At 42.2% G+C, this 25906-nt stretch carries 28 protein-coding genes; 26 read left to right on the top strand and 2 right to left on the bottom strand.

Annotated features, from left to right (window positions below; all coding sequences use genetic code 11):
• Positions 1-8: 8 nt before the first annotated feature.
• Positions 9-1355 carry an aminomethyl-transferring glycine dehydrogenase subunit GcvPA gene (gene gcvPA, locus FZC88_RS16270; protein WP_148995652.1) on the top strand — a complete coding sequence of 449 codons (1347 nt, stop codon included), beginning with the start codon at positions 9-11 and terminating at the stop codon, positions 1353-1355.
• Positions 1348-2811, top strand: a complete 1464-nt coding sequence (gene gcvPB, locus FZC88_RS16265) for an aminomethyl-transferring glycine dehydrogenase subunit GcvPB (RefSeq protein WP_148995651.1) — start codon at positions 1348-1350, stop codon at positions 2809-2811. The genes gcvPA and gcvPB overlap by 8 nt, the downstream gene beginning before the upstream one ends.
• Before the next feature lie 151 nt (positions 2812-2962).
• On the opposite strand, the gene FZC88_RS16260 is transcribed toward gcvPB, so the two are convergent.
• Positions 2963-3346 (bottom strand): rhodanese-like domain-containing protein, encoded by a 384-nt coding sequence (locus tag FZC88_RS16260; protein ID WP_148995868.1) that lies wholly within the window; start codon positions 3344-3346, stop codon positions 2963-2965.
• Between the two features lie 212 nt (positions 3347-3558).
• On the opposite strand from FZC88_RS16260, the gene FZC88_RS16255 reads away from it, so the two are divergent.
• The 3 genes from FZC88_RS16255 to FZC88_RS16245 all read left to right on the top strand — a co-directional run bounded on the left by FZC88_RS16255 (position 3559) and on the right by FZC88_RS16245 (position 8306).
• Positions 3559-4395, top strand: a complete 837-nt coding sequence (locus FZC88_RS16255) for a lipoate--protein ligase family protein (protein ID WP_148995650.1) — start codon at positions 3559-3561, stop codon at positions 4393-4395.
• 351 nt (positions 4396-4746) lie between these two features.
• Positions 4747-7317 carry a vitamin B12-dependent ribonucleotide reductase gene (locus FZC88_RS16250; protein WP_148995649.1) on the top strand — a complete coding sequence of 857 codons (2571 nt, stop codon included), beginning with the start codon at positions 4747-4749 and terminating at the stop codon, positions 7315-7317.
• A 107-nt stretch (positions 7318-7424) separates the two neighbouring features.
• Positions 7425-8306 (top strand): patatin-like phospholipase family protein, encoded by an 882-nt coding sequence (locus tag FZC88_RS16245; protein WP_148969596.1) that lies wholly within the window; start codon positions 7425-7427, stop codon positions 8304-8306.
• Between the two features lie 16 nt (positions 8307-8322).
• Here FZC88_RS16245 and FZC88_RS16240 read toward each other — a convergent pair whose 3' ends face one another.
• The gene (locus FZC88_RS16240) at positions 8323-8685 is read right to left on the bottom strand and encodes an SA1362 family protein (RefSeq protein ID WP_262371890.1); all 363 of its coding nucleotides are present in this window, start codon (positions 8683-8685) and stop codon (positions 8323-8325) included.
• 283 nt (positions 8686-8968) lie between these two features.
• Here FZC88_RS16240 and FZC88_RS16235 point away from each other — a divergent pair, with 283 nt between their 5' ends.
• The 21 genes from FZC88_RS16235 (at position 8969) to FZC88_RS16135 (ending at position 25889) form a co-directional block, all read left to right on the top strand.
• A complete protein-coding gene (locus tag FZC88_RS16235; protein WP_148969594.1) occupies positions 8969-9538 on the top strand; it encodes a YqhR family membrane protein in 570 nt (189 codons plus the stop codon).
• Positions 9539-9632: 94 nt separating this feature from the next.
• Positions 9633-10091, top strand: coding sequence for a type II 3-dehydroquinate dehydratase (gene aroQ, locus FZC88_RS16230; protein ID WP_148969593.1), 459 nt, complete (start codon positions 9633-9635; stop codon positions 10089-10091).
• Positions 10078-11145, top strand: coding sequence for a M24 family metallopeptidase (locus FZC88_RS16225; protein WP_148995648.1), 1068 nt, complete (start codon positions 10078-10080; stop codon positions 11143-11145). The genes aroQ and FZC88_RS16225 overlap by 14 nt, the downstream gene beginning before the upstream one ends.
• Positions 11146-11185: 40 nt before the next feature.
• Entirely contained in the window at positions 11186-11743 is a 558-nt protein-coding gene (efp, locus tag FZC88_RS16220; protein WP_148995647.1) for an elongation factor P, read from the top strand.
• 328 nt (positions 11744-12071) lie between these two features.
• Positions 12072-12995, top strand: coding sequence for a stage III sporulation protein AA (spoIIIAA, locus tag FZC88_RS16215; protein WP_148995646.1), 924 nt, complete (start codon positions 12072-12074; stop codon positions 12993-12995).
• Entirely contained in the window at positions 12996-13511 is a 516-nt protein-coding gene (spoIIIAB, locus tag FZC88_RS16210) for a stage III sporulation protein SpoIIIAB (protein WP_148995645.1), read from the top strand. It abuts the gene before it with no gap.
• A gap of 78 nt (positions 13512-13589) precedes the next feature.
• Entirely contained in the window at positions 13590-13796 is a 207-nt protein-coding gene (spoIIIAC, locus tag FZC88_RS16205) for a stage III sporulation protein AC (RefSeq protein WP_034758004.1), read from the top strand.
• A gap of 14 nt (positions 13797-13810) precedes the next feature.
• Positions 13811-14203, top strand: a complete 393-nt coding sequence (gene spoIIIAD, locus FZC88_RS16200; protein ID WP_172655798.1) for a stage III sporulation protein AD — start codon at positions 13811-13813, stop codon at positions 14201-14203.
• Between the two features lie 34 nt (positions 14204-14237).
• Positions 14238-15428: a stage III sporulation protein AE gene (spoIIIAE, locus tag FZC88_RS16195; protein ID WP_262371949.1), complete on the top strand. Its 1191-nt coding sequence runs from the start codon at positions 14238-14240 to the stop codon at positions 15426-15428.
• 18 nt (positions 15429-15446) lie between these two features.
• On the top strand, positions 15447-16070 hold the full coding sequence (gene spoIIIAF, locus FZC88_RS16190) for a stage III sporulation protein AF (protein WP_148995644.1): 624 nt from the start codon (positions 15447-15449) through the stop codon (positions 16068-16070).
• Positions 16060-16713, top strand: coding sequence for a stage III sporulation protein AG (spoIIIAG, locus tag FZC88_RS16185; RefSeq protein WP_148995643.1), 654 nt, complete (start codon positions 16060-16062; stop codon positions 16711-16713). The genes spoIIIAF and spoIIIAG overlap by 11 nt, the downstream gene beginning before the upstream one ends.
• 14 nt (positions 16714-16727) lie before the next feature.
• Entirely contained in the window at positions 16728-17276 is a 549-nt protein-coding gene (locus FZC88_RS16180; protein ID WP_044340042.1) for a SpoIIIAH-like family protein, read from the top strand.
• A 277-nt stretch (positions 17277-17553) separates the two neighbouring features.
• Positions 17554-18066, top strand: coding sequence for an acetyl-CoA carboxylase biotin carboxyl carrier protein (gene accB / locus FZC88_RS16175; RefSeq protein WP_148995642.1), 513 nt, complete (start codon positions 17554-17556; stop codon positions 18064-18066).
• 15 nt (positions 18067-18081) lie between these two features.
• Entirely contained in the window at positions 18082-19434 is a 1353-nt protein-coding gene (gene accC, locus FZC88_RS16170) for an acetyl-CoA carboxylase biotin carboxylase subunit (RefSeq protein ID WP_148995641.1), read from the top strand.
• A gap of 23 nt (positions 19435-19457) precedes the next feature.
• Positions 19458-19868 carry an Asp23/Gls24 family envelope stress response protein gene (locus FZC88_RS16165; protein ID WP_113970461.1) on the top strand — a complete coding sequence of 137 codons (411 nt, stop codon included), beginning with the start codon at positions 19458-19460 and terminating at the stop codon, positions 19866-19868.
• A gap of 815 nt (positions 19869-20683) precedes the next feature.
• Positions 20684-21070, top strand: a complete 387-nt coding sequence (nusB, locus tag FZC88_RS16160; protein ID WP_148969583.1) for a transcription antitermination factor NusB — start codon at positions 20684-20686, stop codon at positions 21068-21070.
• A gap of 21 nt (positions 21071-21091) precedes the next feature.
• Complete coding sequence (gene folD / locus FZC88_RS16155) at positions 21092-21958, top strand: bifunctional methylenetetrahydrofolate dehydrogenase/methenyltetrahydrofolate cyclohydrolase FolD (protein ID WP_148995640.1); 867 nt, start codon at positions 21092-21094, stop codon at positions 21956-21958.
• 118 nt (positions 21959-22076) lie between these two features.
• On the top strand, positions 22077-23444 hold the full coding sequence (gene xseA / locus FZC88_RS16150) for an exodeoxyribonuclease VII large subunit (protein WP_148995639.1): 1368 nt from the start codon (positions 22077-22079) through the stop codon (positions 23442-23444).
• Entirely contained in the window at positions 23431-23664 is a 234-nt protein-coding gene (xseB, locus tag FZC88_RS16145; RefSeq protein ID WP_148995638.1) for an exodeoxyribonuclease VII small subunit, read from the top strand. The genes xseA and xseB overlap by 14 nt, the downstream gene beginning before the upstream one ends.
• Positions 23665-23685: 21 nt before the next feature.
• Positions 23686-24558, top strand: a complete 873-nt coding sequence (locus tag FZC88_RS16140; RefSeq protein WP_397541200.1) for a polyprenyl synthetase family protein — start codon at positions 23686-23688, stop codon at positions 24556-24558.
• A 707-nt stretch (positions 24559-25265) separates the two neighbouring features.
• Positions 25266-25889, top strand: coding sequence for a CNNM metal transporter family protein (locus tag FZC88_RS16135; protein ID WP_148969579.1), 624 nt, complete (start codon positions 25266-25268; stop codon positions 25887-25889).
• Positions 25890-25906: the final 17 nt, after the last annotated feature.

Here is a 25906-nt window from a genome sequence, read left to right as displayed (position 1 = left end):
TGACGGTCATGAAGCATCGTTATTTACCGATGACAGAGCAGGATCAAAGGGAAATGTTAGACAGCATAGGAGTAGACAGCGTTAACGATCTATTTGAAGATATTCCTGAGAAGGTTCGTTTCAAAGGGGATTACAAAATCAAAGAAGCGAAGTCAGAAACGGAATTGGTAAAGGAACTGACCAAAATGGCAGCGAAGAATGCTGACCTGAAAAGTCATTCATCCTTTTTAGGGGCTGGAGTATACGACCACTACATGCCGATCATCGTGGATCATGTATTATCACGCTCTGAATTTTATACAGCTTATACACCATATCAGCCGGAAATCTCGCAAGGAGAACTTCAAGCCATTTTTGAATTCCAAACGATGATTTGTGAGCTGACCGGCATGGATGTAGCCAATTCTTCCATGTACGATGGAGGAACGGCTCTTGCCGAAGCAGCTATGCTTAGTGCAGGGCAGACCCGTCGGAAAAAGGTCCTGGTTTCAAGCACTGTGCATCCGGAATCACGTGATGTTTTACGATCTTATGCAAAAGGTCAGTATATAGAAGTCGTAGAAATCCCGCACAATAACGGTGTTACGGATGTGGAAGAACTTAAGAAATTAATGAGTAATGAAATTGCAGCGGTAGTCGTTCAATATCCTAACTTCTTCGGCCGGGTAGAAGAACTAAAAGCCATCGAAGAAGTGACTTATGCTGAAAAAGCGATGTTCGTGGTTTCTTCAAATCCCCTTGCATTAGGGGCACTTACTCCACCTGGACAACTAGGCGCTGATATCGTCATTGGTGATGCACAGCCATTTGGTATTCCAAGTGCATTCGGTGGACCGCACTGTGGATACTTCGCCGTTAACAAAAAGCTTATGCGTAAAGTTCCAGGCCGTCTTGTTGGTCAAACAGTTGATGAAGATGGAATCAGAGGGTTTGTTCTGACTCTTCAAGCACGTGAACAGCATATCCGTCGAGATAAAGCCACGTCGAATATTTGTTCAAACCAGGCATTAAATGCACTCGCTGCATCTGTAGCCATGACGGCGCTTGGAAAACAAGGCGTTAAAGAGATGGCGCTTCAAAATATCCAAAAAGCACATTATGCAAAAGAAGCCCTTAAAGCAAAAGGGTTCTCCATTGCATTTGAAGGACCATCATTCAATGAGTTTGTCGTAAAGGTAAATATGCCGGTTAAAGAAATCAATCAAAAGCTATTAGGAAAAGAAATGATTGGTGGATACGATTTAGGATTAATGGATGACGGGTTATCTCAGCACATGCTAGTGGCTGTTACTGAACTTCGCAGCAAAGAAGAAATCGACGCATTCGTAGCAGAATTGGGGGATTGTCATGAATAAGCAAGATCAACCTCTTATTTTTGAATTATCTAAAGAAGGCCGTGTAGGCTATAGCTTACCTGAAATGGATGTACCACAGGTTGAATTATCGGATCTCATCCCATCGGATTATATCCGTTCGGAAGATCCAGAGCTTCCAGAAGTATCCGAACTGGATATCATGCGTCATTATACGGCATTATCAAAACGTAATCATGGTGTGGATTCCGGTTTCTATCCATTAGGATCTTGTACGATGAAGTACAATCCGAAGGTGAATGAAAACGTTGCACGCTTAAATGGATTTGCTCATATCAATCCTCTGCAAGAAGCAGAAAGCGTTCAAGGTGCCCTTGAACTGATGTATGATCTTCAGGAGCATTTGAAAGAGATCACGGGCATGGATGAAGTGACCCTTCAACCTGCTGCCGGTGCTCATGGAGAGTGGACGGGTCTTATGATGATCCGGGCTTACCATGAAGCAAATGGCGACACTCACCGTACGAAGGTCATCGTACCGGATTCTGCTCATGGAACAAATCCTGCCAGTGCGACTGTAGCAGGTTTTGAAACGGTAACGGTAAAATCAAACGAGAATGGATTAGTTGATTTGGAAGATCTGAAGCGTGTAGTAGGAGATGATACAGCAGCCCTGATGCTGACCAATCCGAACACACTTGGATTATTTGAAGAAAACATTCTGGAAATGGCTGCAATCATTCATGAAGCAGGCGGTAAGCTGTATTATGATGGTGCCAATTTAAATGCCGTATTATCAAAAGCCAGACCGGGGGACATGGGATTTGATGTCGTGCATTTAAATCTTCATAAGACGTTTACGGGACCTCACGGAGGCGGTGGTCCGGGAAGCGGTCCTGTCGGAGTGAAGGAAGACTTGATTAAATACCTTCCTAAACCGGTCCTGGTGAAAAATGGCGATAAGTTCGAATTCGATTACAACCGTCCTGATTCCATTGGCCGTGTAAAACCTTACTATGGGAACTTTGGAATCAACGTTCGTGCCTATACGTACATCAGAACGATGGGTCCAGACGGGCTGAGAGCCGTTACAGAAAACGCAGTCCTGAATGCAAATTACATGATGCGCCGACTGGCTCCTCACTTTGACCTTCCATACGATCGTCATTGTAAGCATGAATTTGTCATCAGCGGAAAACGTCAAAAGAAGCTGGGCGTCCGGACATTGGATATTGCGAAGCGTCTACTCGACTTCGGATATCATCCGCCAACGATTTACTTCCCATTAAATGTGGAAGAATGCATGATGATCGAGCCAACTGAAACAGAATCTAAAGAAACACTCGATTCCTTCATTGATGCCATGATCCAGATTGCCAAAGAAGCAGAAGAAACGCCGGAAATCGTCCAGGAAGCACCTCATACAACCATCGTCAAACGTATGGACGAAACACTCGCAGCGAGAAAACCGGTACTGCGTTATACAAAAGAAAACTAAAGAATATAAATTGGAAATCCCCGCAGCCAATCGCTGCGGGGATTTTTTTTGAGGGACGGACCTATGTAATATAAAACCAACTCTACCCGGGAGCCCAGCCCACTACTTCCACCAATCAAAAAAAGGATCACCCAAAGGCAATCCTTTCACATTATTTTTTATGCTTTACTTTACCTGTCCACTTTTTAAAGCCGCCCTGCAATTGGTGAAGATCTCGGTACCCTTTGCGGTGAAGCATTTGAGCTGCTCTTCCGCTGCGGAGTCCGCTTTGGCAATAAAGGTAAACGGGCTGATCGGCACGGATTTCCTTTTGTCTCATTTTAATTTGAGAGAGGGGGATATTTCGTGCGCCAAGTACGTGACCGTTATCAAATTCATTCGCTTCACGAACATCTATCAACTGAGCTTTCCGATATCCTGCTCTAAATTCTTCTTCAGTCAAAGTATTCACAATTCTCTTTTGATAGAAGAACGTAAAGAGTGAATAAACAATGATTCCACCAAGTACGACTAAAAGAATATATATTCCTTCCATCATTCATGCTCCTTTCTACAAATGCGCTAACTTCTATTATATTCATGAAAGCCTCGAGAATCAAAACAAATTTATTATTTTACAGCAAACACTTTCCAATCTGTTTTTCTTTGTTTTTTCTTTTGAATTTGATAGACTAGTAACGGACTTAAATGAAGTTGATTTTTTACATAACAAAATAATAAAGAGAAGACGTAAATGAGGTATGTTGCATGAAAAAAGAAACATGGAGATTCATTGACTCAGGGAATTGTTCTCCTTCTTTTAATATGGCACTTGATGAGGCGCTATTGGATTGGCATAGCGAGGGGAAGATTCCTCCCACGATCAGGTTTTACGGCTGGGATCCCGCAACGCTCTCGATTGGATACTTTCAAAAGGTAGAAAAGGAAATCAATCTTGAAGCAGTGAAAGAGCACGGACTTGGCTTTGTCAGAAGACCGACGGGAGGCAGAGGGGTTCTGCATGAGCATGAATTGACGTACAGTGTCATTGTTTCCGAGGAACACCCAGAGATGCCTAAAACGGTTACGGAAGCATATCGAGTGATTTCTGAAGGGATCTTAAAAGGATTTCAAGGACTTGGACTCGAAGCCTACTTTGCTGTTCCGAAAACAGCAGAAGAGCGGGAAGGATTAAAAAATCCACGTTCGGCTGTTTGTTTTGATGCGCCAAGCTGGTACGAGTTAGTCGTTGAAGGCAGAAAAGTGGCTGGAAGTGCCCAGACCCGGCAGAAAGGCGTCATCCTTCAACACGGTTCCATACTATTGGATCTTGACGAGGATAAGCTGTTCAGCCTGTTTAAGTATCCATCGGACCGGGTAAAAGAGCGTATGCAGCGGGCATTTAAAAGCAAGGCCGTCGCGATGAACGAAATCAGTTCTGAATCTATTACCATGGATATGGCGAAGGAAGCGTTCAAAAAAGGTTTTGAAGAAGGATTGAATATCCACCTGGAACCGTATGAACTTTCTGAAGAGGAAACACAATATGTTGTGGACCTTGCCGGGACCCGGTACGAATCAGATGACTGGAATTTTAAGCGATAAAAATTTTTTTGTAGAAAAAAAGCGATGCTTGTCGCTTTTTTCCTATTTTACCAACTATTACGCGACTTGGATTTATATCAAGTTCTAAATTAATAGAAATGGTGGGAGTATTATATGATTTTCTATTATTTCCTCCTGTTTTCTATTTTTATTGGCTTATTAACCGTTTGACAAACAAATGACCTATTGACCTGAAACACAATATGTGGTGTGTAGAATAATTTTTAACACACTATATGTTGTGTTTATTTATTGCTTTTCTATTAGAGCTATGATATCGTATTACTTGATATTAGACATCAAAGTAATCAACATACAAATGAAAGATTTGAGATAGAAGGAGTTGTCTTTATGACTGTTGCGTCGAAAAACACAATGAAATTAAACATCGAAAGATTAAATCAGGATATCGGATTATTTCCTCAAGTACATCCCATAACCCCAGATATGAATACTACACACAAAGGTGTATCCCGTCTTGTCATGATTGATCGCTATTCTTTCAAAGACACGGAAAAGATCACTCTTTCTGAAGGGGATTTCGTGGTCCTCACCATCAAAGAAGATCCTAAATTCCCTGCAAGAGGATTAGGTTACATTTCGAGCATCGACTGGGAAACAAAGAAAGCAGATGTTTGGATCGAAGAAGAGTACAGAAGTGCCATCGACAAGCCGGAAGAAATGGAAACCGGTATCGTCTCAAGAACACTTGATGTAATCGAGAAGCCACTGGAAGTCTACTATGAACAAATTGCGAAGCGTAACGCAACAGGCTTGGCAGAAGTGGAAGAAACTCCTGAAAAGAGACAAGTTTGGTTTGAAAAGTTCTATCATGAATTAGTGAATTTGCATTTTGTCCCTGCTGGCCGGGTGCTTTACGGAGCGGGTGCCGGAACGGACGTAACGTATTTTAACTGCTACGTGATGCCTTTCGTACAGGATTCTCGTGAAGGAATTTCGGAACATCGCAAGCAGGTGATGGAGATCATGAGCCGAGGCGGGGGTGTAGGAACGAACGGTTCAACTCTTCGTCCGCGAAATACTCTGGCCAAAGGCGTGAACGGTAAATCCTCCGGGTCGGTTTCCTGGCTGGATGACATCGCTAAATTGACTCACTTGGTTGAGCAGGGCGGATCAAGACGTGGAGCACAAATGATCATGCTTTCAGATTGGCATCCCGATATTATCGAATTCATCATATCCAAAATGCAAAACCCGCGTATTCTGCGTTATCTTCTTGAAAATACAGAAGATGAAACCATTAAAAAAGCAGCACAGGATAAATTGAAATTCACACCTCTGACAGAACAAGAGGAAGCGATGTATCAAGGAATCCTTAATTATAGACAAATCCCTGGCTACGGTGGATTTGATGCGAAAATCCTTAAGAATGCAGAAGAAAAGCTCCGTACAGGCGGAACGTACAGCGTCCATAATTCAGAATTCCTGACAGGTGCGAATATCTCGGTTTGCCTGACAAGCGACTTTATGGAAGCCGTTGAAAACGATCGTGAATATGAACTGCGCTTCCCTGATGTGGAAACTTATAATGAAGAGCAAATGAAATACTATAATGAAGAATGGCACAACGTTGGTGATGTCCGTGAGTGGGAAAAGCTTGGCTACAAAGTGCGTACTTACCGTAAGATCAAGGCGAAAGAGCTTTGGAATCTTATCAACGTTTGTGCAACTTACTCAGCGGAACCCGGAATCTTCTTCATTGATAACGCGAATGACATGACGAATGCGAAGGCATATGGTCAAAAGGTAGTTGCTACGAACCCGTGTGGTGAACAGCCTCTTGCTCCATATTCCGTGTGTAACCTGGCAGCTGTCAACCTTGCTCAGTTTGCCAATAAAGAGACGAAAACCGTGGATTTTGAAAAATTGAAGCGTACCGTTGAAGTGGGTGTGCGCATGCAGGACAATGTCATCGATGCGACTCCGTACTTCCTTGAAGAAAACAAAAAGCAGGCACTTGGTGAGCGCCGTGTTGGTCTTGGGGTAATGGGTCTTGCAGATTTGTTGATCTACTGTGAAAAAGAATATGGTTCTGAAGAAGGCAACAGACTTGTGGATGAAGTATTTGAAGTCATCGCAACAACCGCTTATCGTGCATCCGTTGAATTATCCAAGGAAAAGGGAAGCTTCCCATTCCTTACAGGAAGTACCGACGAAGAAACGAAAGCTTTACGTAAAGCGTTTGTGGAAACAGGTTTTATGAAGAAAATGCCTGAGGATGTTCGGGAAGACATTCAACAGTTCGGGATTCGAAACTCTCATCTATTGACCGTTGCCCCAACAGGCTCAACAGGTACGATGGTTGGAGTATCTACTGGTCTTGAACCTTATTTCTCCTTCACATATTACAGAAGTGGACGTCTTGGTAAGTTCATTGAAGTGAAAGCGGATATTGTAGAGGATTACTTGAAGAGAAATCCAGATGCAGATGCTGACAATCTTCCAGAATGGTTTGTTTCTTCCATGAGCCTGGCGCCACAAGCACATGCCGATGTCCAATGTGTGATTCAGAATTGGATCGACAGCTCAATTTCAAAAACGGTTAATGCCCCTCGTGGTTATACAGTCGAGCAAGTAGAAAAAGTGTATGAGCGACTGTATAAAGGTGGAGCAAAAGGTGGAACCGTCTACGTTGACGGAAGCCGTGATTCACAGGTTCTTACCCTTAAGGCAGAAGAAAACAGCTTTGATGACGAGGACGAACAGGAACAAAAAGACATTCCTACATCGAAAAAGCCGATCGTATTACTTGATACGATTCAGGACGTACGTTCAACTGACGTGACCATTGGTTCTGAAGTTGGGAATACGTGTCCAGTCTGCCGTAAAGGGACGGTAAAAGATATGGGTGGCTGTAATACTTGTACAAACTGCGGGGCCCAGCTGAAATGCGGTCTATAATAAATGAAGAAAAATAGGAGGGGACTTGTTCCCTTCCTATTTTTTTAGTCTAAAACCCTTCATTGTGAATTAAAGATGTAGTAATAGACATTGAAGGAGTGAGGCCTTTGGACATCGATGGTGTTTTTTCAGGTGGAGGCATAAAGGGGCTCGCGTTGATTGGGGCCTATCAAGCATTAGAGGAGAAGGGCTACAAATTTAAAAGGCTCGCAGGAACAAGTGCCGGAGCGGTGATTGCAGCATTTATTGCGGCCGGTTATTCGAGCAGGGAGCTCCTCAAAATCATGGATGATATTGAAATTAGTAAATTGCTGGACTCAAACGCAATCATCTCTCTCCCTATTATAAAATGGTTTCGGGTTTACTATCGTTTAGGTTTATATAAAGGAGTGGCGCTTGAAAGCTGGGTAGAAGAGAAGCTGAAAGCAAGAGGGATTTATACGTTTGCCGATTTACCACCCCAGTCTCTCCGGGTCATCGCTTCGGATTTATCGAATGGCAGATTATTGGTTCTTCCAGATGATCTAGAGAAGTACGGCATAGCGAAAGAAACCTTTCCTGTGGCCAGGGCGATACGAATGAGTGCGAGTCTTCCTTACTTCTTTGAACCTGTAAAGCTGCGTTCTTTAGAAGGAATAAGTTTCATGGTGGATGGTGGGGTGCTCAGTAACTTTCCAATGTGGCTGTTCGATCGGGAAAATGTGAAAAAGGTAAGACCGGTCATCGGGGTGAAGTTGAGTCACGATCTAGTCGGAAAGCCAAAAAAACAAATCAAAAATGCGATTGATATGTATGAAGCACTCTTTACTACGATGAAAGATGCACATGATTCAAGATACATTTCCAGGAAACTTGAAAAAAACATCATCTTTATTCCGACTGAAGGTGTGCTCACAACCGAATTCGGATTAACACCGGAAAAAAGAGCAGAACTCATTCAATACGGAAAATCAAAAGCGGAAGCATTTCTACAAAAATGGCCGTATTAATAAAACAATCGAGCTCCTAAAATGAGGCTCGATTGTTTTTCTTATTCTTTTTTCCTTCAATTACGGTAAGGTTGGCATTGGATTTCTTTCGTATCGAACGTTTCTTTGAGGCGTTTGATACTTGAGGCTTACTTGGAGATTTTTTCTTATGCCGCCTCTTTGATTGTTTGGCTGCTTTAAGAAACGCTCTCTGTTCATTACTATTACCAGCCCGCCTTCCGCTGAACCATCTTCGGTAAATGAAGTAGATAATTCCAATCACAGCTGCAGTAACAAGTAATTGTTTCACTAGCCCCAAAGGATTTCCGATTAGGGAAGTTAAGAGCCCTACAATAGCTAACAATATTAATGTGATAACAAAGATATTACGAGCGTTCAACAAAGCCACCTCCTTACAATTCAATCCATTATACATATTTATACTATTATTCTAGACAATCTCCTTGTTATTTAACCATATTAGTTATCGATTTTCTGTAAATATTACTAAAGCTATTTTTCTGAAACTTGGAAAGATATTATCTATTTTACTAAAAAATGATTCAAAGGACTAGAGATAGAATTTTAACATCCATATTTCCTCATCATCCACAAATGAAAAATAAGTAAAACCATGCAAATGTTTAAATCAATGGGACATACTACGAATGGAGGTGTTACAGATGGCTGAACAAAAGGGACAACATGAAAAGATTCAGGATGGAACAGAGGAAAGCAAGGAGAATCCACGTTTAGAGCAGAATCAGGGTGAAAAACCACTCTCCTTCATGGCCATGGTCGTAGTTACAGGCTTTATAGGTGGGATGTTATGGAGTTCAATTGCCTACATTTGTTACTTTTTTTCGTTTACGAAAATCGAGCCGAATATTATTTTTGAGCCGTGGGCGGTTGGTGACTGGGTGGACAAATGGATTGGTATCGTTCTTTCCATTGTGGCGTATGGAGTGATTTCTATAGGTGTGGCCCTCATTTATTATGGTTTATTACGAAAATTCAAGTCTATGTGGGTAGGGGTTGCCTACGGTGTAGCGTTATACTTAGCGTTCTTTTTACTGCTCAATCCGCTCTTCCCGAGCATTGAATCCTTTACTTCCATTGATTATCACACTTTGATCACAACCTTCTGTCTGTATATTTTATATGGCGTATTTATCGGCTATTCGATTTCTTATGAAGAAAATGAATTGAGACATCAGAATGAGAAAGAAAAATCAGGGGAAGTTTCACACTAACAAATCCTCATTATCAGACAATTATGTAGGTATAGGTATAAGGTTTGTGTTAGAATGTTCATGATGAACATTCTATTTTTTTAGGGGTTTACATATGATGAAAATCTTGCTTTTAAATGGTCCTAACCTAAATAGGCTCGGAAAACGTGAACCCGATATTTATGGGCACGTCACCTTGCCGCAACTTGAGGGGAAGCTTGTGAAACAAGCAGAAGATGAAGGCTTTCAACTCGTTTCAGCTCAATCGAACCATGAAGGGGAACTGATTGATTACATACACAAGGCAGAGGATGAAGGGTATGGGGGAATCATCCTGAATCCCGGTGCTTTCACACATTACAGCTATGCGATAAGAGATGCAGTGGCTTCGGTTTCAGTACCGGTAGTGGAAGTGCATATATCTAACATACATGCCCGTGAAGCGTTTAGGCATCAATCTGTCGTGGCCGCTGAAACGATTGGTCAGATCGTCGGCTTGGGACTGTTTGGTTACGAGTTGGCTTTACAGGCGATCATAAAGAACATTAAGGGAGTGGAATATGATGAAAATTGAACGATTAAGAGAGACTTTTTCAGAAAACGAACTTGACGGGATCTTACTTACAAGTACCTACAACCGTCGGTACATGACAAACTTTACGGGGTCATCAGGAGTTGTTCTGATTTCTAAAGAGAAAGCGTTATTCATAACAGATTTCCGCTACATCGAGCAAGCAACCGAACAGGCTGCCGATTTTGAAATCGTCCAGCACACTGGGCCCATCCATGAGGAAGTAGCGAAACAAGTGAAAAACCTGGGGATTAATAAATTGGGCTTCGAAAAGAACTACATGACTTATAGTGCGTATGATAGCTATCGTGAAGTGTTGGAATCAGAACTAGTACCGGTATCAGGGCTGGTAGAAAAGTTACGCTTGATTAAGACACCTGAAGAGCTTAAGATAATTAAGGATGCGGCGGATATTGCCGATGCAGCATTTAAGCATATATTAGATTTTATTAAACCGGGTGTGACAGAGTTAGAAGTTTCCAATGAATTAGAATTCTTCATGAGAAAAGCGGGAGCGACATCTTCATCTTTTGATATCATCGTTGCTTCAGGTAATCGTTCTGCACTTCCTCATGGGGTTGCCAGTGATAAAGTCATTGAAAAAGGTGATTTTGTAACGTTGGATTATGGTGCATACTATAAAGGATATTGCTCCGATATGACACGTACCTTATCTGTAGGAGAACCAAGTGAGAAATTGAAAGAAATCTATGACGTCGTTCTACAATCACAGTTTCTCGCTATGGAAAAAATCAAGCCTGGTATGACAGGTAAAGAAGCGGATGCTATTGCACGTGACTACATAACAGAAAAGGGTTATGGTGAGTATTTCGGACATTCATTGGGACACGGAATCGGACTTGAAGTCCATGAGGGACCAGGATTGTCCTCCCGTTCCGATGTGATACTGGAGCCTGGGATGATCGTAACGGTTGAACCGGGAGTCTATGTACCAGGTGTTGGCGGTGTTCGTATTGAAGATGATACACTCATAACAGAAGATTCCAATGAAACACTGACACATTCCACAAAAGATCTAATCATTCTACCATTGTAGCCCTAAAGACAGGTCTACTAGACAATAGGAGGAAATAAATATGATTTCAGTAAATGATTTTCGTACAGGTTTGACAATTGAAGTCGACAACGGGATTTGGCGAGTAATCGACTTCCAACATGTTAAACCGGGTAAAGGGGCAGCATTCGTCCGCTCCAAGCTTCGTAACCTGCGCACAGGTGCCATCCAGGAAAAAACGTTCCGTGCAGGAGAAAAAGTAGGAAAAGCTCAAATCGATAATCGTAAAATGCAATACTTGTATGCTAATGGTGACATGCATGTATTCATGGACAATGAGAGTTACGATCAAATCGAACTTCCTGCTTCTTCCATCGAATATGAATTGAAATACCTGAAAGAAAACATGGAAGTGCACATCATGATGTACGGTGGAGAAACTCTTGGAGTAGAGCTTCCAAACTCAGTTGAATTGAAAGTAACTGAAACAGAACCGGGCATCAAAGGCGACACGGCTTCCGGTGGTTCAAAGCCTGCAACAGTGGAAACAGGATTAGTGGTTAACGTACCGTTCTTCGTCAACGAAGGAGATACATTGATCATTAATACAACGGACGGATCTTACGTGTCACGTGGATAAATAATGTGTAAAGCCTGAACGGGAGTACTCCCGTTCAGGTTTTTTTTATTGGGCGATGGGGTCTTTGTCGCGTTTTGTATTGGTTTATCTTCCATATTTTTATTTTATCTGCCTTTTTCAAATTTCATCTGCCAAAATTTTGATATATCTGCCATTGGTTAAAATTCGACATCCATTCCCCTTCATCCCCCGCGCTCCAAACCAAATCTCCCAACTCTACTGTCATAATCTCAATCCACTAGAATACATTGTATTATCGGGAAGCATGTACGAAGGTTCGTTATGTCTTCATACCATCCGAAGTGGAACAAGATTAGGAGGTACCTATATGCAAGAAGTTCTAGCCTTACTACCCAGCACTATTTCTGACAAAGTCCTGACCCTTCCACAAGATCTTATTGACCGAATTGAAGAAATTAGGGTTCGTACCAACCGTGTGTTGGAGGTCACGGCCAGGGGGAAGCCATATTTTCTCTCTTATACCGTTACCGAGGAAGATAGCGAACAGCTCATTAACAAACTATCCCGTCATTCATTTTATACATTGGAAGAAGAACTGAAGAGAGGATATATCACGATTGAAGGCGGACATCGGGTCGGTCTTGCTGGAAAAGTCATTCTAGAGGGCGGTGTGGTGAAAGGAATTCGGAATCTGTCTTCCTTTAACATCAGGATTGCGAGACAAAAGCTTGGCATAGCTCAATCAATTTTTCCATATGTTTATGCGAGTGGCTGGAAGCATACGATGATTATCGGCTCGCCTCAGACAGGTAAGACGACATTGCTAAGAGATCTTGCACGCATGATTTCGACGGGCATCCCTGAAAAAAATATCCCCCCTTTCAAAGTAGGGATTGTCGATGAAAGGTCTGAAATTGCCGGCTGTGTAAACGGAATTCCTCAACTTATGTTTGGACCGAGAGTGGACGTGCTGGATGCATGTCCGAAGGCTGAAGGGATGATGATGCTGATCCGCTCGATGAGTCCCGACGTCCTGATTGTGGATGAGATTGGCCGTGTGGAAGATGGTCAAGCTATCCAGGAAGCCGTCAATGCCGGTATTACCCTTGTGATGACGACTCATGGATCTACATTTGGTGAAGTTGCGAAAAGACCAGTTATCAAGGACATTGTGAGTCTCCAAACTATTGAGCGTTTTGTTGAACTAAGGAGAGGGGATGAGCCTGGTAAGGTTCATGAAGTGTGGAATGAACACGGTCAATCTCTTCTGAAAAAAGTGAGTGTGACATAAATGATTAAACTAATCGGTGCTGTTTTCATCCTGCTTTCTACTTCCTGGGCTGGTTTCGAAGCGTCTAAATATTTAACCGAAAGACCGCGGCAGCTTCGGTTGTTGAAGGTGGCCCTCCAGTCATTGGAAGCAGAAATCACCTACAGTCATACCCCATTGCATGAAGCGACCAGAAAGATTTCCAAGCAGCTGCAAAAACCTGTTTCATGGTTCTTTGAAACGTTTTCAAAAAAAATAACGGAGCAGGAGATTTCAGTGAAGAAAGCGTGGGAAGAAAGCCTGAATGATATATGGAAATTAACGGCTTTTAAAACAGGTGAGTACGAGATCCTGAAACAATTTGGAGAAAACCTGGGCAAACATGACATGATGACCCAGCAGAAACATATACAGTTAGCGTTAAAACATCTCGAAAGAGAAGAATCAGAGGCGATAGAAAAGCAGAGAAAATATGAAAAGATGACGAAGAGCTTGGGTTTTTTGTCAGGTTTATTATTGATCATCCTATTACTTTAACGATGCATAAAGGTCAATACTTTTAAACATGCCAATCGCTTGCGAGAACAGCTTTTAGAAACCGGGAGGGAAATGAATATGGGAATTGATGTGGATATTATTTTCAAAATCGCAGGGGTGGGGATAGTAGTGGCCTTTTTGCATACGATTTTAGATCAGGTCGGGAAGAAAGAATATGCACAGTGGGTTACATTGTTTGGGTTCATCTATATCCTGTTCATGGTGGCCTCGATTGTCGATGATCTGTTCCAGAAGATTAAATCGGTCTTCTTATATCAAGGTTAGAGGGGGCGTCCGCGATTGAAATCATTCAAATTGTTGGCATAGCACTGGTTGCGACCTTTCTGGCTTTGATTGTGAAAGAGCAGAAACCGAATTTTGCTTTTTTGCTTATTGTGTTTGTAGGTTGTTCGATCTTTTTATTTCTGATCGATCAAATTTACTCCATCATTCATATGATCGAGAAGCTTGCTGCGAATGCAAATGTGAATATGGTGTATGTAGAAACCATTCTCAAAATTATCGGCATCGCCTACATAGCGGAATTCGCTTCTCACATTACAAAGGATGCCGGACAAGGCGCTCTTGCGGCGAAAGTGGAGCTTGCAGGTAAAATCTTGATTTTAGCAATGGCGGTACCTATTCTGACAGTGATTATCGAAACGATTATCAACATGATCCCAACTGGATAAGCGAAACGTTAAGAGGTGGAAAAAATTGTTGCAAATATATCGAATACTCGTCATAGCACTCGTGATTTTTTTCGTAGGAGCCTCCAGTGGACAAGCTGAAGAAGGGGAGGAACAGAGTCCGCCCGATTCGACGATTCAACAGCAGATGATCAATCAGCAGTTAGATCAATTAGGAATTGAAGAGTTAAAAGGATTCTGGAACAGTATCGTGGATCAATACGGTGGCTATCTTCCCGAAAGCCAAAAGGGGAGTTTGGTTGATTTTATCAAAGGGGAAAAAGAGTTTTCTTTTAAGGCATGGTTTAGTGGAATCTTCAAGTTCGCCTTCCAGGAGCTTGTGATGAATGGGAAGCTATTAGGAACACTGATTATGCTAACGATTTTCAGTATGTTCCTTCAATCCCTGCAGAATGCATTTGAAGGAGGGAGTGTCAGCAAGGTTGCATACAGCATTGTGTTCATGGTCCTGATCATCATCGCCCTTAATAGTTTTCACGTGGCGATTGATTACACCAGGGATGCCATCTCCACCATGATCCACTTCATCATTGCCCTCATACCCCTGATGTTAGCCCTTATTGCAGCTTCCGGGGGAGTTGTATCCGCAGCATTTTTTCATCCTGTGATTATCTTTTTAATGAACACAAGCGGTTTGTTGATCCAAAATGTCGTGCTGCCCCTGTTATTTCTGGCGGCGTTATTAAGTATTGTAAGTACACTTTCCACTCATTATAAAGTGACGCAGCTGGCCAAGTTATTGCGAACATGGAGCATCGGGTTATTAGGAGCCTTTATGACCGTTTTCCTTGGTGTTATATCCGTGCAGGGAGCCACGGCAGCGGTGACAGATGGGATTACGATTCGAACAGCGAAATTTGTTACAGGAAATTTTGTCCCTGTGATCGGAAGGATGTTCACGGATGCGACGGATACAGTGATCAGCGCTTCCGTTCTTTTAAAGAACACGGTGGGAATCGCTGGTGTGGCCATTGTTCTGATCATTGCAGCTTTTCCCGCAATCAAGATCCTCATGATTGCGTTTATTTATAAATTAGCAGCGGCTCTCCTGCAACCACTCGGGGGCGGACCCGTGATCGAATGTCTCGATATCATTGCCAAAAGTGTGATTTATGTCTTTGCGGCCCTTGCCATTGTGTCCTTTATGTTCTTTTTGAGTCTTACCGTCATCATTGCGGCAGGAAATATCACGATGATGATGCGATAAAGAGGAAGGAGTACCGTCATGTCATTTCTCACCGATTGGATTACAAATATTATAATCTTTGTTCTCTTAGCCACCGTCATTGACATGCTTCTTCCCAGTTCCAACATGCAAAAATATGCGAAAATCGTGACTGGCTTATTGTTGATCACCATTATCCTTACACCTTTGTTTAAATTAATGGCCACCGACTTTGATACGGTGATGGAGTCAATTGATATAAATGGAGATTCTCAGAATAATTCAGTAGAAAATTTAATAGAAATGAAGAAAAAAGAAATACAAGCCTCACAACGTGCATATATTTTAGAACAGATGGCTGTCCAAATGAAACAACAAGCTGAAAAGGAGATGATGGATGAACACGGTAAGGTCATTGAAAGGGTTGAAGTTAAAGCAGATGATTTGGAGAATGTCCCGGATAGTATCACAGAAGTGACAGTGGTAGTTAAAGAAAAACAGGAAAACACTACGATTGAAACTGTTCAAAACGTGGAGATCGATACGGGAGCTGAGCCGAGAAAGAAAACGCCTGAAGAAAGTACGTCCCAAATGGCCTCCTTACTTGCCGAGCAATGGAATCTTACACCAGACAAAATAATCATTACAGTTGAAGGGGGGACTGGGGAAGCAGATGAACTTTAATAAAGGTCCGCTTAACGTATTGAAGGAATGGCTGTCAAAGGAGAATGCGAATTCACCGCCAAAGGAAAAAAAAGGGTATAAGTTTCAATACTTTCTCATTGTGCTATTGATAGGTGTCGCCTTTATGCTGATCAGTAATCTTTGGAGCGGGGATAGCAGCATGGAAGTATCTAATTCAGTAGACCAAGAAGCTCCTGAAGAGGTCGCAACATTCGGCTCAAGCCATAAGGAATCGGATGGCTCCATGAGAGGGTACGAAGATCAATACGAAAACCAACTGAAAGAAGCCCTGGATCAGATTGTCGGGGTGAGTGAAGTGCATGTTGTTGTCAATGTAGAGGCAACAGAGTCAAAAGTGTATGAAAAGAATGAATCCACACAGTCACAAACAACCTCTGAAGAAGATAAGCAAGGTGGAAAACGATCGATAGAAGATAAATCACAAGAGGAAGAAATGGTCATCGTCAGGGATGGAGAAAAAGAAGTTCCCATTGTGAAAGAAACTAAAAAACCTAAAGTCAGCGGTGTCCTTGTTGTAGCAAAAGGGGCCGATAATATACAAATCAAAAAATGGATCATAGAAGCTGTTACCCGTGGATTAGACGTACCAAGTCACAGGGTTTCGGTTCTGCCCAAAAAATAAGGGGGAAATGATAGATGTTACTTAAAAAACAAACAGTTTGGTTATTAACGATGTTGAGTCTTGTGATCGTGCTTTCAGTTTATTACATTACTTCTCCAACACAGCAAGTGACAGATATGGCATATGAGGAAAAGGACGGAAAGGAGCAAGCGAAAGAAGATGGGAAGGAAACCATGTCTGACATGGAAGTCGTAACAGACGCAGCTGGAAATGAAATGTTCGAAGCTTTAAGAATTGAAGTGTTGGATCAACGCGAACAGCTTCGCGAAGAACTGGAAGCGAAAGTAGCGAACGCCGATGTATCAGCAGAGGAAAAAAGCGCTGCCTATGAGGAGATGGAGAACTTAAGAGAGTTGGCCATGACAGAATCAGTATTGGAAACAATGATTAAAACAATGGGTTATGAGGATGCGTTGGTCAGAGCTAACGGTGAGAATATCCGTATTACAGTGAAATCCGACAAGGAGCACTCAACAGCCGATGCGAATGAAATCATCCGCCTCGTGATGAGTGAAGTTGGGCAGATGAAACCGGTAGCAGTAGAATTCCAGCCAACAAATTAATGTGTAAAACACGAATGCCGCCGAAGGGGAACCTTCAGGTGGCTATTTTTTTGTTTAAAAAAGAAGTGCAATGACTTGCACCCATATAAACGAATCAACAGATATCAAAAAAATTCTTCTATTATTTTATTTTTTTTCTAAAAAGGTCTAGAATAGAGAATAGGGTTGTATGCGCTTTACAGATTGGTAGGAATCGCATATTGAATTTATACGAGGTATTATCGTATGATATTAGTAGCTAGTCATAATTTTTTAAACTATAAGAGGGGTGTCAACCGTGTTAAAAATTCAAGAAATTCGTGAAATAATCAAACTCGTAGATCATTCTAGTGTTGATGAGTTTACATACGAGCATGATGGTTCGAAAATTAAACTTAAAAAGAATAATGGTGTAACAGTTTCCGGGCAACCACAAGTCGTTCAGGCAGTAGAGGAAGTAAAACCTGCAGCTCAAGCAGTACAGCAGGCTCCAGCGCCAGTGCAGGAAGCAGCTCCTTCTGTAAATACAGAAGAAAAAGAAGCTCCACAAGCAAAAGCAGACGATTCAAACTTACATAAAATCACGTCTCCTATGGTAGGGACGTTCTATCAATCTTCTTCCCCGGAATCAGGTCCATATGTGAAGGTTGGAGATAAAGTCGATGAAAGCTCTGTCGTATGTATCGTAGAAGCGATGAAATTATTTAATGAGATTGAAGCGGAAGTAAAAGGTGAAATTACAGAAATCTTAGTAAAAGACGGTCAATTGGTTGAATATGGACAGCCGTTATTCTTGGTCAAACCTGAATAAGGAGCGAAAATAGATATGATAAAAAAGGTATTAATCGCCAATCGAGGAGAAATTGCGGTACGTATTATTCGTGCATGCCGAGATTTAGGCATCGAAAGTGTAGCCGTTTATTCGGAAGCAGATAAAGAAGCACTCCATGTTCAATTAGCGGATGAAGCTTATTGCATCGGACCGACTGCATCGAAAGACAGCTACCTGAATTTCACAAACATCATTAGCGTGGCAAAACTGACAGATTGTGATGCCATTCACCCGGGTTACGGATTTTTAGCCGAGAACTCTGACTTTGCAGACCTGTGCCGCGATTGCAACATCATCTTCATAGGACCTTCACCAGAAGCGATTTCGAAGATGGGTACAAAGGACGTGGCTCGTGAAACCATGAGAGAAGCAGGCGTTCCGATTGTACCGGGTTCAAAGGGTATTGTGAAGGACGCAGAAGATGCGGTTCAGCTTGCAGAATCCATGGGTTATCCTGTCATCATCAAAGCCACTGCAGGTGGTGGAGGAAAAGGGATCCGTGTAGCGAAAAGCCAGGAAGAGCTTGTTAAAGGAGTAACGATCACTCAGCAAGAAGCCATGACTGCATTCGGTAACCCTGGTGTTTACATTGAAAAGTTCATCGAGGACTTCAGGCATGTGGAAATCCAGGTGCTGGCTGATAATTTCGGGAACGTGATCCATCTTGGGGAACGTGACTGTACGATTCAGCGCCGCCTTCAAAAATTGATCGAAGAAACGCCATCTCCAGCTTTAACAGAAGAAATTCGTGTTAAAATGGGGGAAGCAGCAGTAAAAGCAGCCAAAGCGGTTGATTATATTGGTGCCGGCACGGTAGAATTTATATATGACTATGTTAATCAATCCTTCTACTTTATGGAAATGAATACCCGTATTCAAGTAGAGCATCCTGTAACGGAACAGGTAACAGGAGTCGATTTGATTAAAGAACAAATTCTCGTGGCATCAGGAGAAAAGCTTTCCCTTACACAGGAAGAAGTAACGTTCACTGGTTGGGCAATTGAGTGTCGTATTAATGCAGAGAATCCTGAGAAGAATTTCATGCCGTCAGCAGGACGGATAGAAATGTATCTTCCACCAGGCGGCATTGGCGTAAGAATCGATTCTGCCGCATATCCTGGTTATATGATCCCTCCATACTACGATAGTATGATTGCCAAAGTGATCACCTATGGAGCGACTCGTGAAGAAGCGATCTCAAGAATGAAACGTGCCTTGAGTGAATTTGTGGTTGAGGGTATACACACAACCATTCCGTTCCATTTGAAACTATTAGATCATGAAACCTTTGTTGGTGGAGAATTTAATACGAAGTTCTTGGAGAAATACGAAGTAATGAAATCCTAGTGTGAATTCAGGAGGTGCCTTACATGGCGGAAAATCAAAACCTTTTACAAATGTCTCACGGTAAAGACGGCCTTGGGAAGATTGAAATCGCACCTGAAGTGATTGAAGTAATTGCAGGTATCGCTGCTTCAGAAGTAGAAGGCGTATCACAAATGCGTGGTAACTTCGCAACAGGTGTCGTCGAGCGTCTCGGAAAGAAAAACCACGGTAAAGGTGTCAAAGTGGAGCTTGCCGAGGAAGGAATCATCGTGGATGTATACTGCATCATGAAATTCGGTGTAGCCATCCCGACAGTGGCTCAAAAAATCCAGGATAACATTCGTCAAGCCCTGCTTAACATGACTGCTCTTGAAGCGGATGAAGTAAATGTTCATATCGTAGGCATTCAATTTGAGAATCAGAAATTTGAAGCTGAAATTGAAGACGAAATGTAAGAGAAGGACGGTCCTTAAGGGGGCCGTTCTTTTTTTTGTAAAGAACTCTCGAAAGGCTATGTACATTTGCTTAGTAATGTAAAAGTCGATAATAAAAGTCGGGAAGTCGATAATATATGTATGAAAGTCGATAATAAGTAGTGGAAAGTTGATAATATCCTGGTATAGCAGCTATATAATTCATCTGAAAAGTACCATTTCAGAAGTTGCTCGGACAATCGGATCCAATTTTCATGTCCTATTTAATAATAGGATTGAATATAGAGACAAAATCCTTATTTTTCATTCAGTTGCACTCTTAAAGTGCTTGTCGGGCCTGACCAACCCGCCTCCGCTTTTCTGATTGTCCAGCTCCGGGGCTTAGAGGCTCGAGGTCATAAGTCAAACCTGCCAAAAAGGCAAAGAACGCCTTTCCGGCAGGTTCGTCTTATGCTTGTCGCCTCTGGGCAAAGCCCCTCCGCTTTTCGGTTGTCCAGCTCCGGGGCTTAGAGGCTCGAGGTCATAAGGCAAACCTGCCAAAAAGGCAAAGAACGCCTTTCCGGCAGGTTCGTCTTATGCTTGTCGCCTCTGGACAAAGCCCCTCCGCTTTTCGGTTGTCCAGCTCCGGCGGGTAGTCCCTCGAGGTCATTTCTTGAGAATCCCCAAAGGCAAAGAACGCCTTCAGGGATTCTCAAGAAATGCTTGTCGGGCCTGACCAACCCGCCTCCGCCTTTCTGTCAGAATATTGATTTTTTTACATAGACGTGCGTATTACCCTTAGTTTGTGCTATTATCAAAGGTATGAAAATTGATGGATTAAAAGGAGTAAATATAAGATGAAGAGAAGAGTTGCTCGTGAAAAGGCCTTACAAGCGTTATTTCAAATAGATATGAGTGGGATTGAGCCGGATGTTGCGTTAACCAATGTGCTGGAGGAAGAGGAGAAGATGGATGCGTATCTTCAACAGCTTGTTCTCGGGTTTATCGAGAATCAGGAACGTATCGATGGGCACATTCGTGAAAACCTTGAGAAATGGTCATTTGACCGTCTGGCAAAAGTAGATCGTAACATTTTGCGTTTAGGAGTGTATGAACTACTGTTTGTGGAAGATGTTCCGAATAAAGTAGTCATTAACGAAGCAGTTGAAATTGCAAAGATCTTTGGAGATGATCAATCAAGCAAGTTTATCAATGGTGTTCTTTCAAAGGTGAGTCAATCTTAACAATGTTAGGGGGCGATTGGAATGTCAGCTTCTATAATTGATGGCAAACTCATTGCAGGTCATTATCGTGAACAATTAATAAGTAAGATCGAGGAGCTAAAGGTAAAGGATGTCACTCCAGGCTTGGCTGTCATCCTGGTAGGTGATAACCATGCTTCTCATTCATATGTCAAAATGAAGAGAAAAGCGTGCAGTAATCTTGGCATTCATTCAGAGCTTTATCAATATGAATCCAGTTTGACTCAAGATGAACTGCTGAATAAAATTGAAGAATTAAATGAACAGAGCCATATCCATGGAATTCTTGTACAACTGCCTCTCCCTGAGCATATCAATCCAATAACCGTGATCGAAACGATTTCTCCATCTAAAGATGTGGACGGGTTTCATCCCGTGTCGATTGGGAAAATGGTGACCAATCAAGAAACCTTCTATTCCTGTACGCCGCTTGGAATCATGAAGATACTTGAATATGAAAACATTTCTGTAGAAGGTAAACACGTCGTGATTTTAGGAAGAAGTAATATTGTCGGAAAGCCGGCAGGTCACTTATTCTTGAATCGAAATGCGACGGTTACGTATTGCCATTCGAAAACGAAGAATATGTCTTTCTACACAAAACAGGCAGATATTATTGTATCTGCGGTAGGGAAAGCGAATTTAATCGGAGCAGAAGATATTAAACCGGGAGCCGTAGTCATTGACGTCGGAATGAATCGTGATGAAAACGGTGCACTATGTGGTGATGTGAATTTCTCAGAAGTAAAGGAAAAAGCCGGGAAAATCACACCGGTCCCTGGTGGTGTCGGACCTATGACGATTACGATGTTACTGTACAATACAGTGAAATCTGCGGAATGGGCTCTTGCCAATCGCCAAAACGGATAAAAAATAGTACACTATAGGTAACATAAATCGGAAAGGGACAGCTAATCGCTTGTCCCTTTCCGTATTCATACATATAAAAGCCTTTACAAATTGCAAGAAACAAAGGAGTCACTTGAGCATGGAACTCGATCAATCACGTTATTTAACGGTACAAGCTCTGACAAAATACATAAAGCGCAAATTCGATAGAGATCCCCATTTATCCAATCTATTCGTACGGGGGGAGATTTCTAATTTTAAAAGACATTCAAGCGGCCATATGTACTTTACCTTGAAAGACGAAAAAGCCCGTATCTTGTCTGTCATGTTTTCAAGTAACAATCAATCACTGAAATTCAGACCTGAAAATGGAATGAATGTGTTGATCCGGGGAGATATTTCCGTTTACGAATCAGGCGGGCAATATCAGATCTATGTAAAAGAAATGCAGCCTGACGGAATCGGTGAGCTGTATTTGGCCTATGAACAGTTGAAAGAGAAGCTCGAGAAAGCAGGCTATTTTGATCAAAGCCGGAAACGTGTGATCCCTAAGTTTCCGAAGCGAATTGCCGTTGTGACATCTCCAACAGGTGCTGCAATAAGAGACATTATTACAACCATAAAAAGACGATATCCAATAGGTGAAATCCTTATTTTTCCTGCTTTGGTTCAAGGAGAGCAGGCGGCAGGGTCGATTGCCGGGGCAATGAAAAAGGTAAATAATCTAGGCGATATTGACGTATTGATTATCGGCCGTGGCGGTGGTTCGATTGAAGAATTATGGGCGTTTAACGAAGAAATCGTGGCCAAAGCCATCGTTGAATCAAAAGTTCCAGTCATTTCTGCTGTCGGACATGAAACAGACTTTACGATCGCTGACTTTGTAGCCGATCTTAGAGCCCCTACACCAACAGCTGCGGGAGAATTAGCGGTTCCTCACATTGATGATTTGCTGGAAAGAATCATGAATCGTAAATTACGACTGATCAAAGCGTTCAAGACTAAGCTTCAAAATGAGCGCAGCCGCTTAAATAGTTTAACTAAGTCCTACGCGTTAAGAAATCCGCGTAATCTGTATCAACAAAAAATTGAAACCGTCGACCGGCTGACCGACCAGCTGCAGAAAAACATAAGCTTGCATGTGAGACAAAACCGCGACCAATTAACGAGGCTTCACTCAAGACTTCAACGTGTGCATCCTTCACAACTCATCACCATTCAAAACGAGAGAGTCTTATTTATGAAGTCGAGGGTAGAAAAGCAATTTAAGCAGGTACTGAAAGAAAAGAACAACCGTTTCAGTTCTTCCCTGTCTACCTTGCATGCCCTCAGTCCATTAAAGATCATGGACAGGGGGTACAGCCTGGTTTATCAGGATGATGATACATTGATCAAATCGTCCAAGCAAGTCAAAGCTGGTGACCGTCTGGAGATAAATGTAAGGGATGGAAAAATCCATTGCGAAGTTGAATCCGTTGAGGAGCGTGAAAATAATGGCAAAGTCTAAAGAAGAATTATCATTTGAAACAGCTATGGAACAACTGGAAGAAATTGTTGAGAAATTAGAAGAGGGAGAAGTTCCTTTGGAGAAAGCGCTAGAGTTCTATCAAAAAGGAATGGATCTTTCGAAATACTGTCATGATACGTTGCAAAAAGCAGAAAACCAATTAACGAAAATGATGACAGATGAAGGGGAAAAAGCCTTCGATCTGGATGGGGAGGAATAAAGGGTGAATCCTCACATTGATCTGAAAGAATTTCAACAACAGCATGGAGAAATGATTACCAACCAAATGGTCGAGACGGTAGAGAGCCTTTCTATGCCCTCTAACTTGAATAAGGCAATGATCTATTCTTTGCAAGCAGGTGGAAAGAGAATTCGTCCCATCCTCCTTTTAGCAACGATCAAAGCCTTTAACAAGGACCCTTTACTCGGGTTAAGCACTGCTTCTGCCCTTGAAATGATTCATACCTATTCTTTGATTCATGACGACCTTCCTGCCATGGATGATGATGATTTGAGAAGAGGGAAGCCGACCAATCATAAAATGTTTGGTGAAGCGATGGCAATTTTAGCCGGTGACGCTTTACTAACCTACAGTTTTCAAATGATCGCAGAGGACAAGGGCCTTACAAGTGATCACAAGGTAAGGCTCATCGGTCTTTTAGCAAAGTGTGCGGGACCCGAAGGCATGGTTGGTGGACAAGTAGCCGATATTGAAGGGGAAAATAAGAAGCTTACTGTAAAAGGACTCGAAAGCATTCATGAGCATAAAACAGGTAAGTTACTGACGTTTAGTGTATTGGCAGGCGGAATTATCTCCGATGCGTCGGAAGAGCAACTTGAATTACTAAAGCAATTTGCATATCATATTGGCCTTGCCTTTCAAATTCAGGATGACATTCTTGATATTGAAGGCTCCGAAGAAATTATTGGAAAGCCAGTGGGGAGCGACGAATCGAAACATAAGAGTACATATCCAAGTCTCTTGACGTTAGGAGGAGCTAAGGACAAGCTTCACTTCCACTTGAACGAAGCGTTATCCTCACTGGATCAAATCACAATCGATTCCAGTCTCCTTACCGAAATTGCCCAATTAATCGTTGCCCGGAATCATTAAAACCATTCTATGTTTGAGCAAATTATTTAACATATGTTATAATATCTCTAGAATGAAAATTTGGGTGGTGCAGTATTCTAGTCAGTCCACCAATCCTGAAGGTGGGCCTAAAAATCCACTAAAGGGCACATCGATGAAGTTCCTGGAATTGGCTTGAGGCGCCCAGCCTTGGGTCATATCTGGGAGTAAGGCTTGAGGGCGATCCACAATGGCATGTGGGCGTTGACCCGCAAGCCGCGGAGGCTTTGTTTCTTATGCTGGCATAAGCATATGCAATAAGGACAAAGTATGAACCTGCGATGTGATGATTCACTAGCAGCGTAGCCTGCCTTGAGTGAAGAGAGAGGGGATTATGGTTACAAGGTACACATCAGTTGGCCATTGATATGTGCTTTTTCGCCCATATGAAATCCTCTTTGCAAAAGAGGCTAAGGATTGCGTTAAGGACTGTTGAGGAAAACTCCTAGACTGTTCATATTCGGACATATAAAGAGGATTATAGTGCGGACTAAGTGGTAATCCAGTCTAGCTTGTGGTGACGCGGCTAAGTCGGGTTTAAAGGGAAACCGCCGGTATGGCAACATCCGGTATCCGATTGGGAAAACCTACTGGACCTAAGCTGCAATTTTTACTCTTTATATGACCATCCAATTACATAGCATTGATAATATATATCTACACAATAGAAACGGTGTGTTTAAACGATAATGAATGAAACAATGAAAAACTCAATAAAGTGGAGTGTCAGCATTGCCGTTATCACATTTGTGTTAGCGGCTATTTTTTCAGTTACATCCAATATGGTTTTAAATGGTGTCGCTTGGTATACAGGACTGGTTGTTGTGTTAATCATCGTCTTTATCGGAATCTTCTTTGATATGCTGGGGATTGCTGCAACGGCCGCTGATGAAACACCTTTTCATGCTATGGCGGCCAAAAAAGTGTATGGTGCACGTTATTCAATCAAAATCGTCAGGAACGCAGACCGGTTCGCGAGCTTCTGTAACGATGTAATCGGCGATATTTCAGGGATTATAAGTGGTACTGCGTCAGCGATTGTCATTATACAATTAGCCGTATCTTTTCAGCTTGAAGGCGGTTCTTTGAGAGAATATATTGTAAGCGTAACATTGACAAGTATCATAGCTTCCTTGACCGTTGGAGGCAAAGCGCTTGGAAAAACGTTTGCTATCACTTATTCTAAGGATATAATATTCAGAGTTGGTAAAGTTCTACAATTTTTTGAAGATCGATTTCACATCGTAGTGATTAAAGATAAAAAAGATAAAAACAAGAAAAAACGTTACAAGCGTGCGAAACAAAATATTTAGTGATGGAAAGTGAGTGG

The organism is Rossellomorea aquimaris (assembly GCF_008180865.1).
GTDB classification, from domain to species: Bacteria; Bacillota; Bacilli; order Bacillales; family Bacillaceae_B; genus Rossellomorea; species Rossellomorea yichunensis.
Note: the sequence above shows the minus strand (reverse complement) of the source record. Positions and strands in the feature narration are given on the sequence as shown.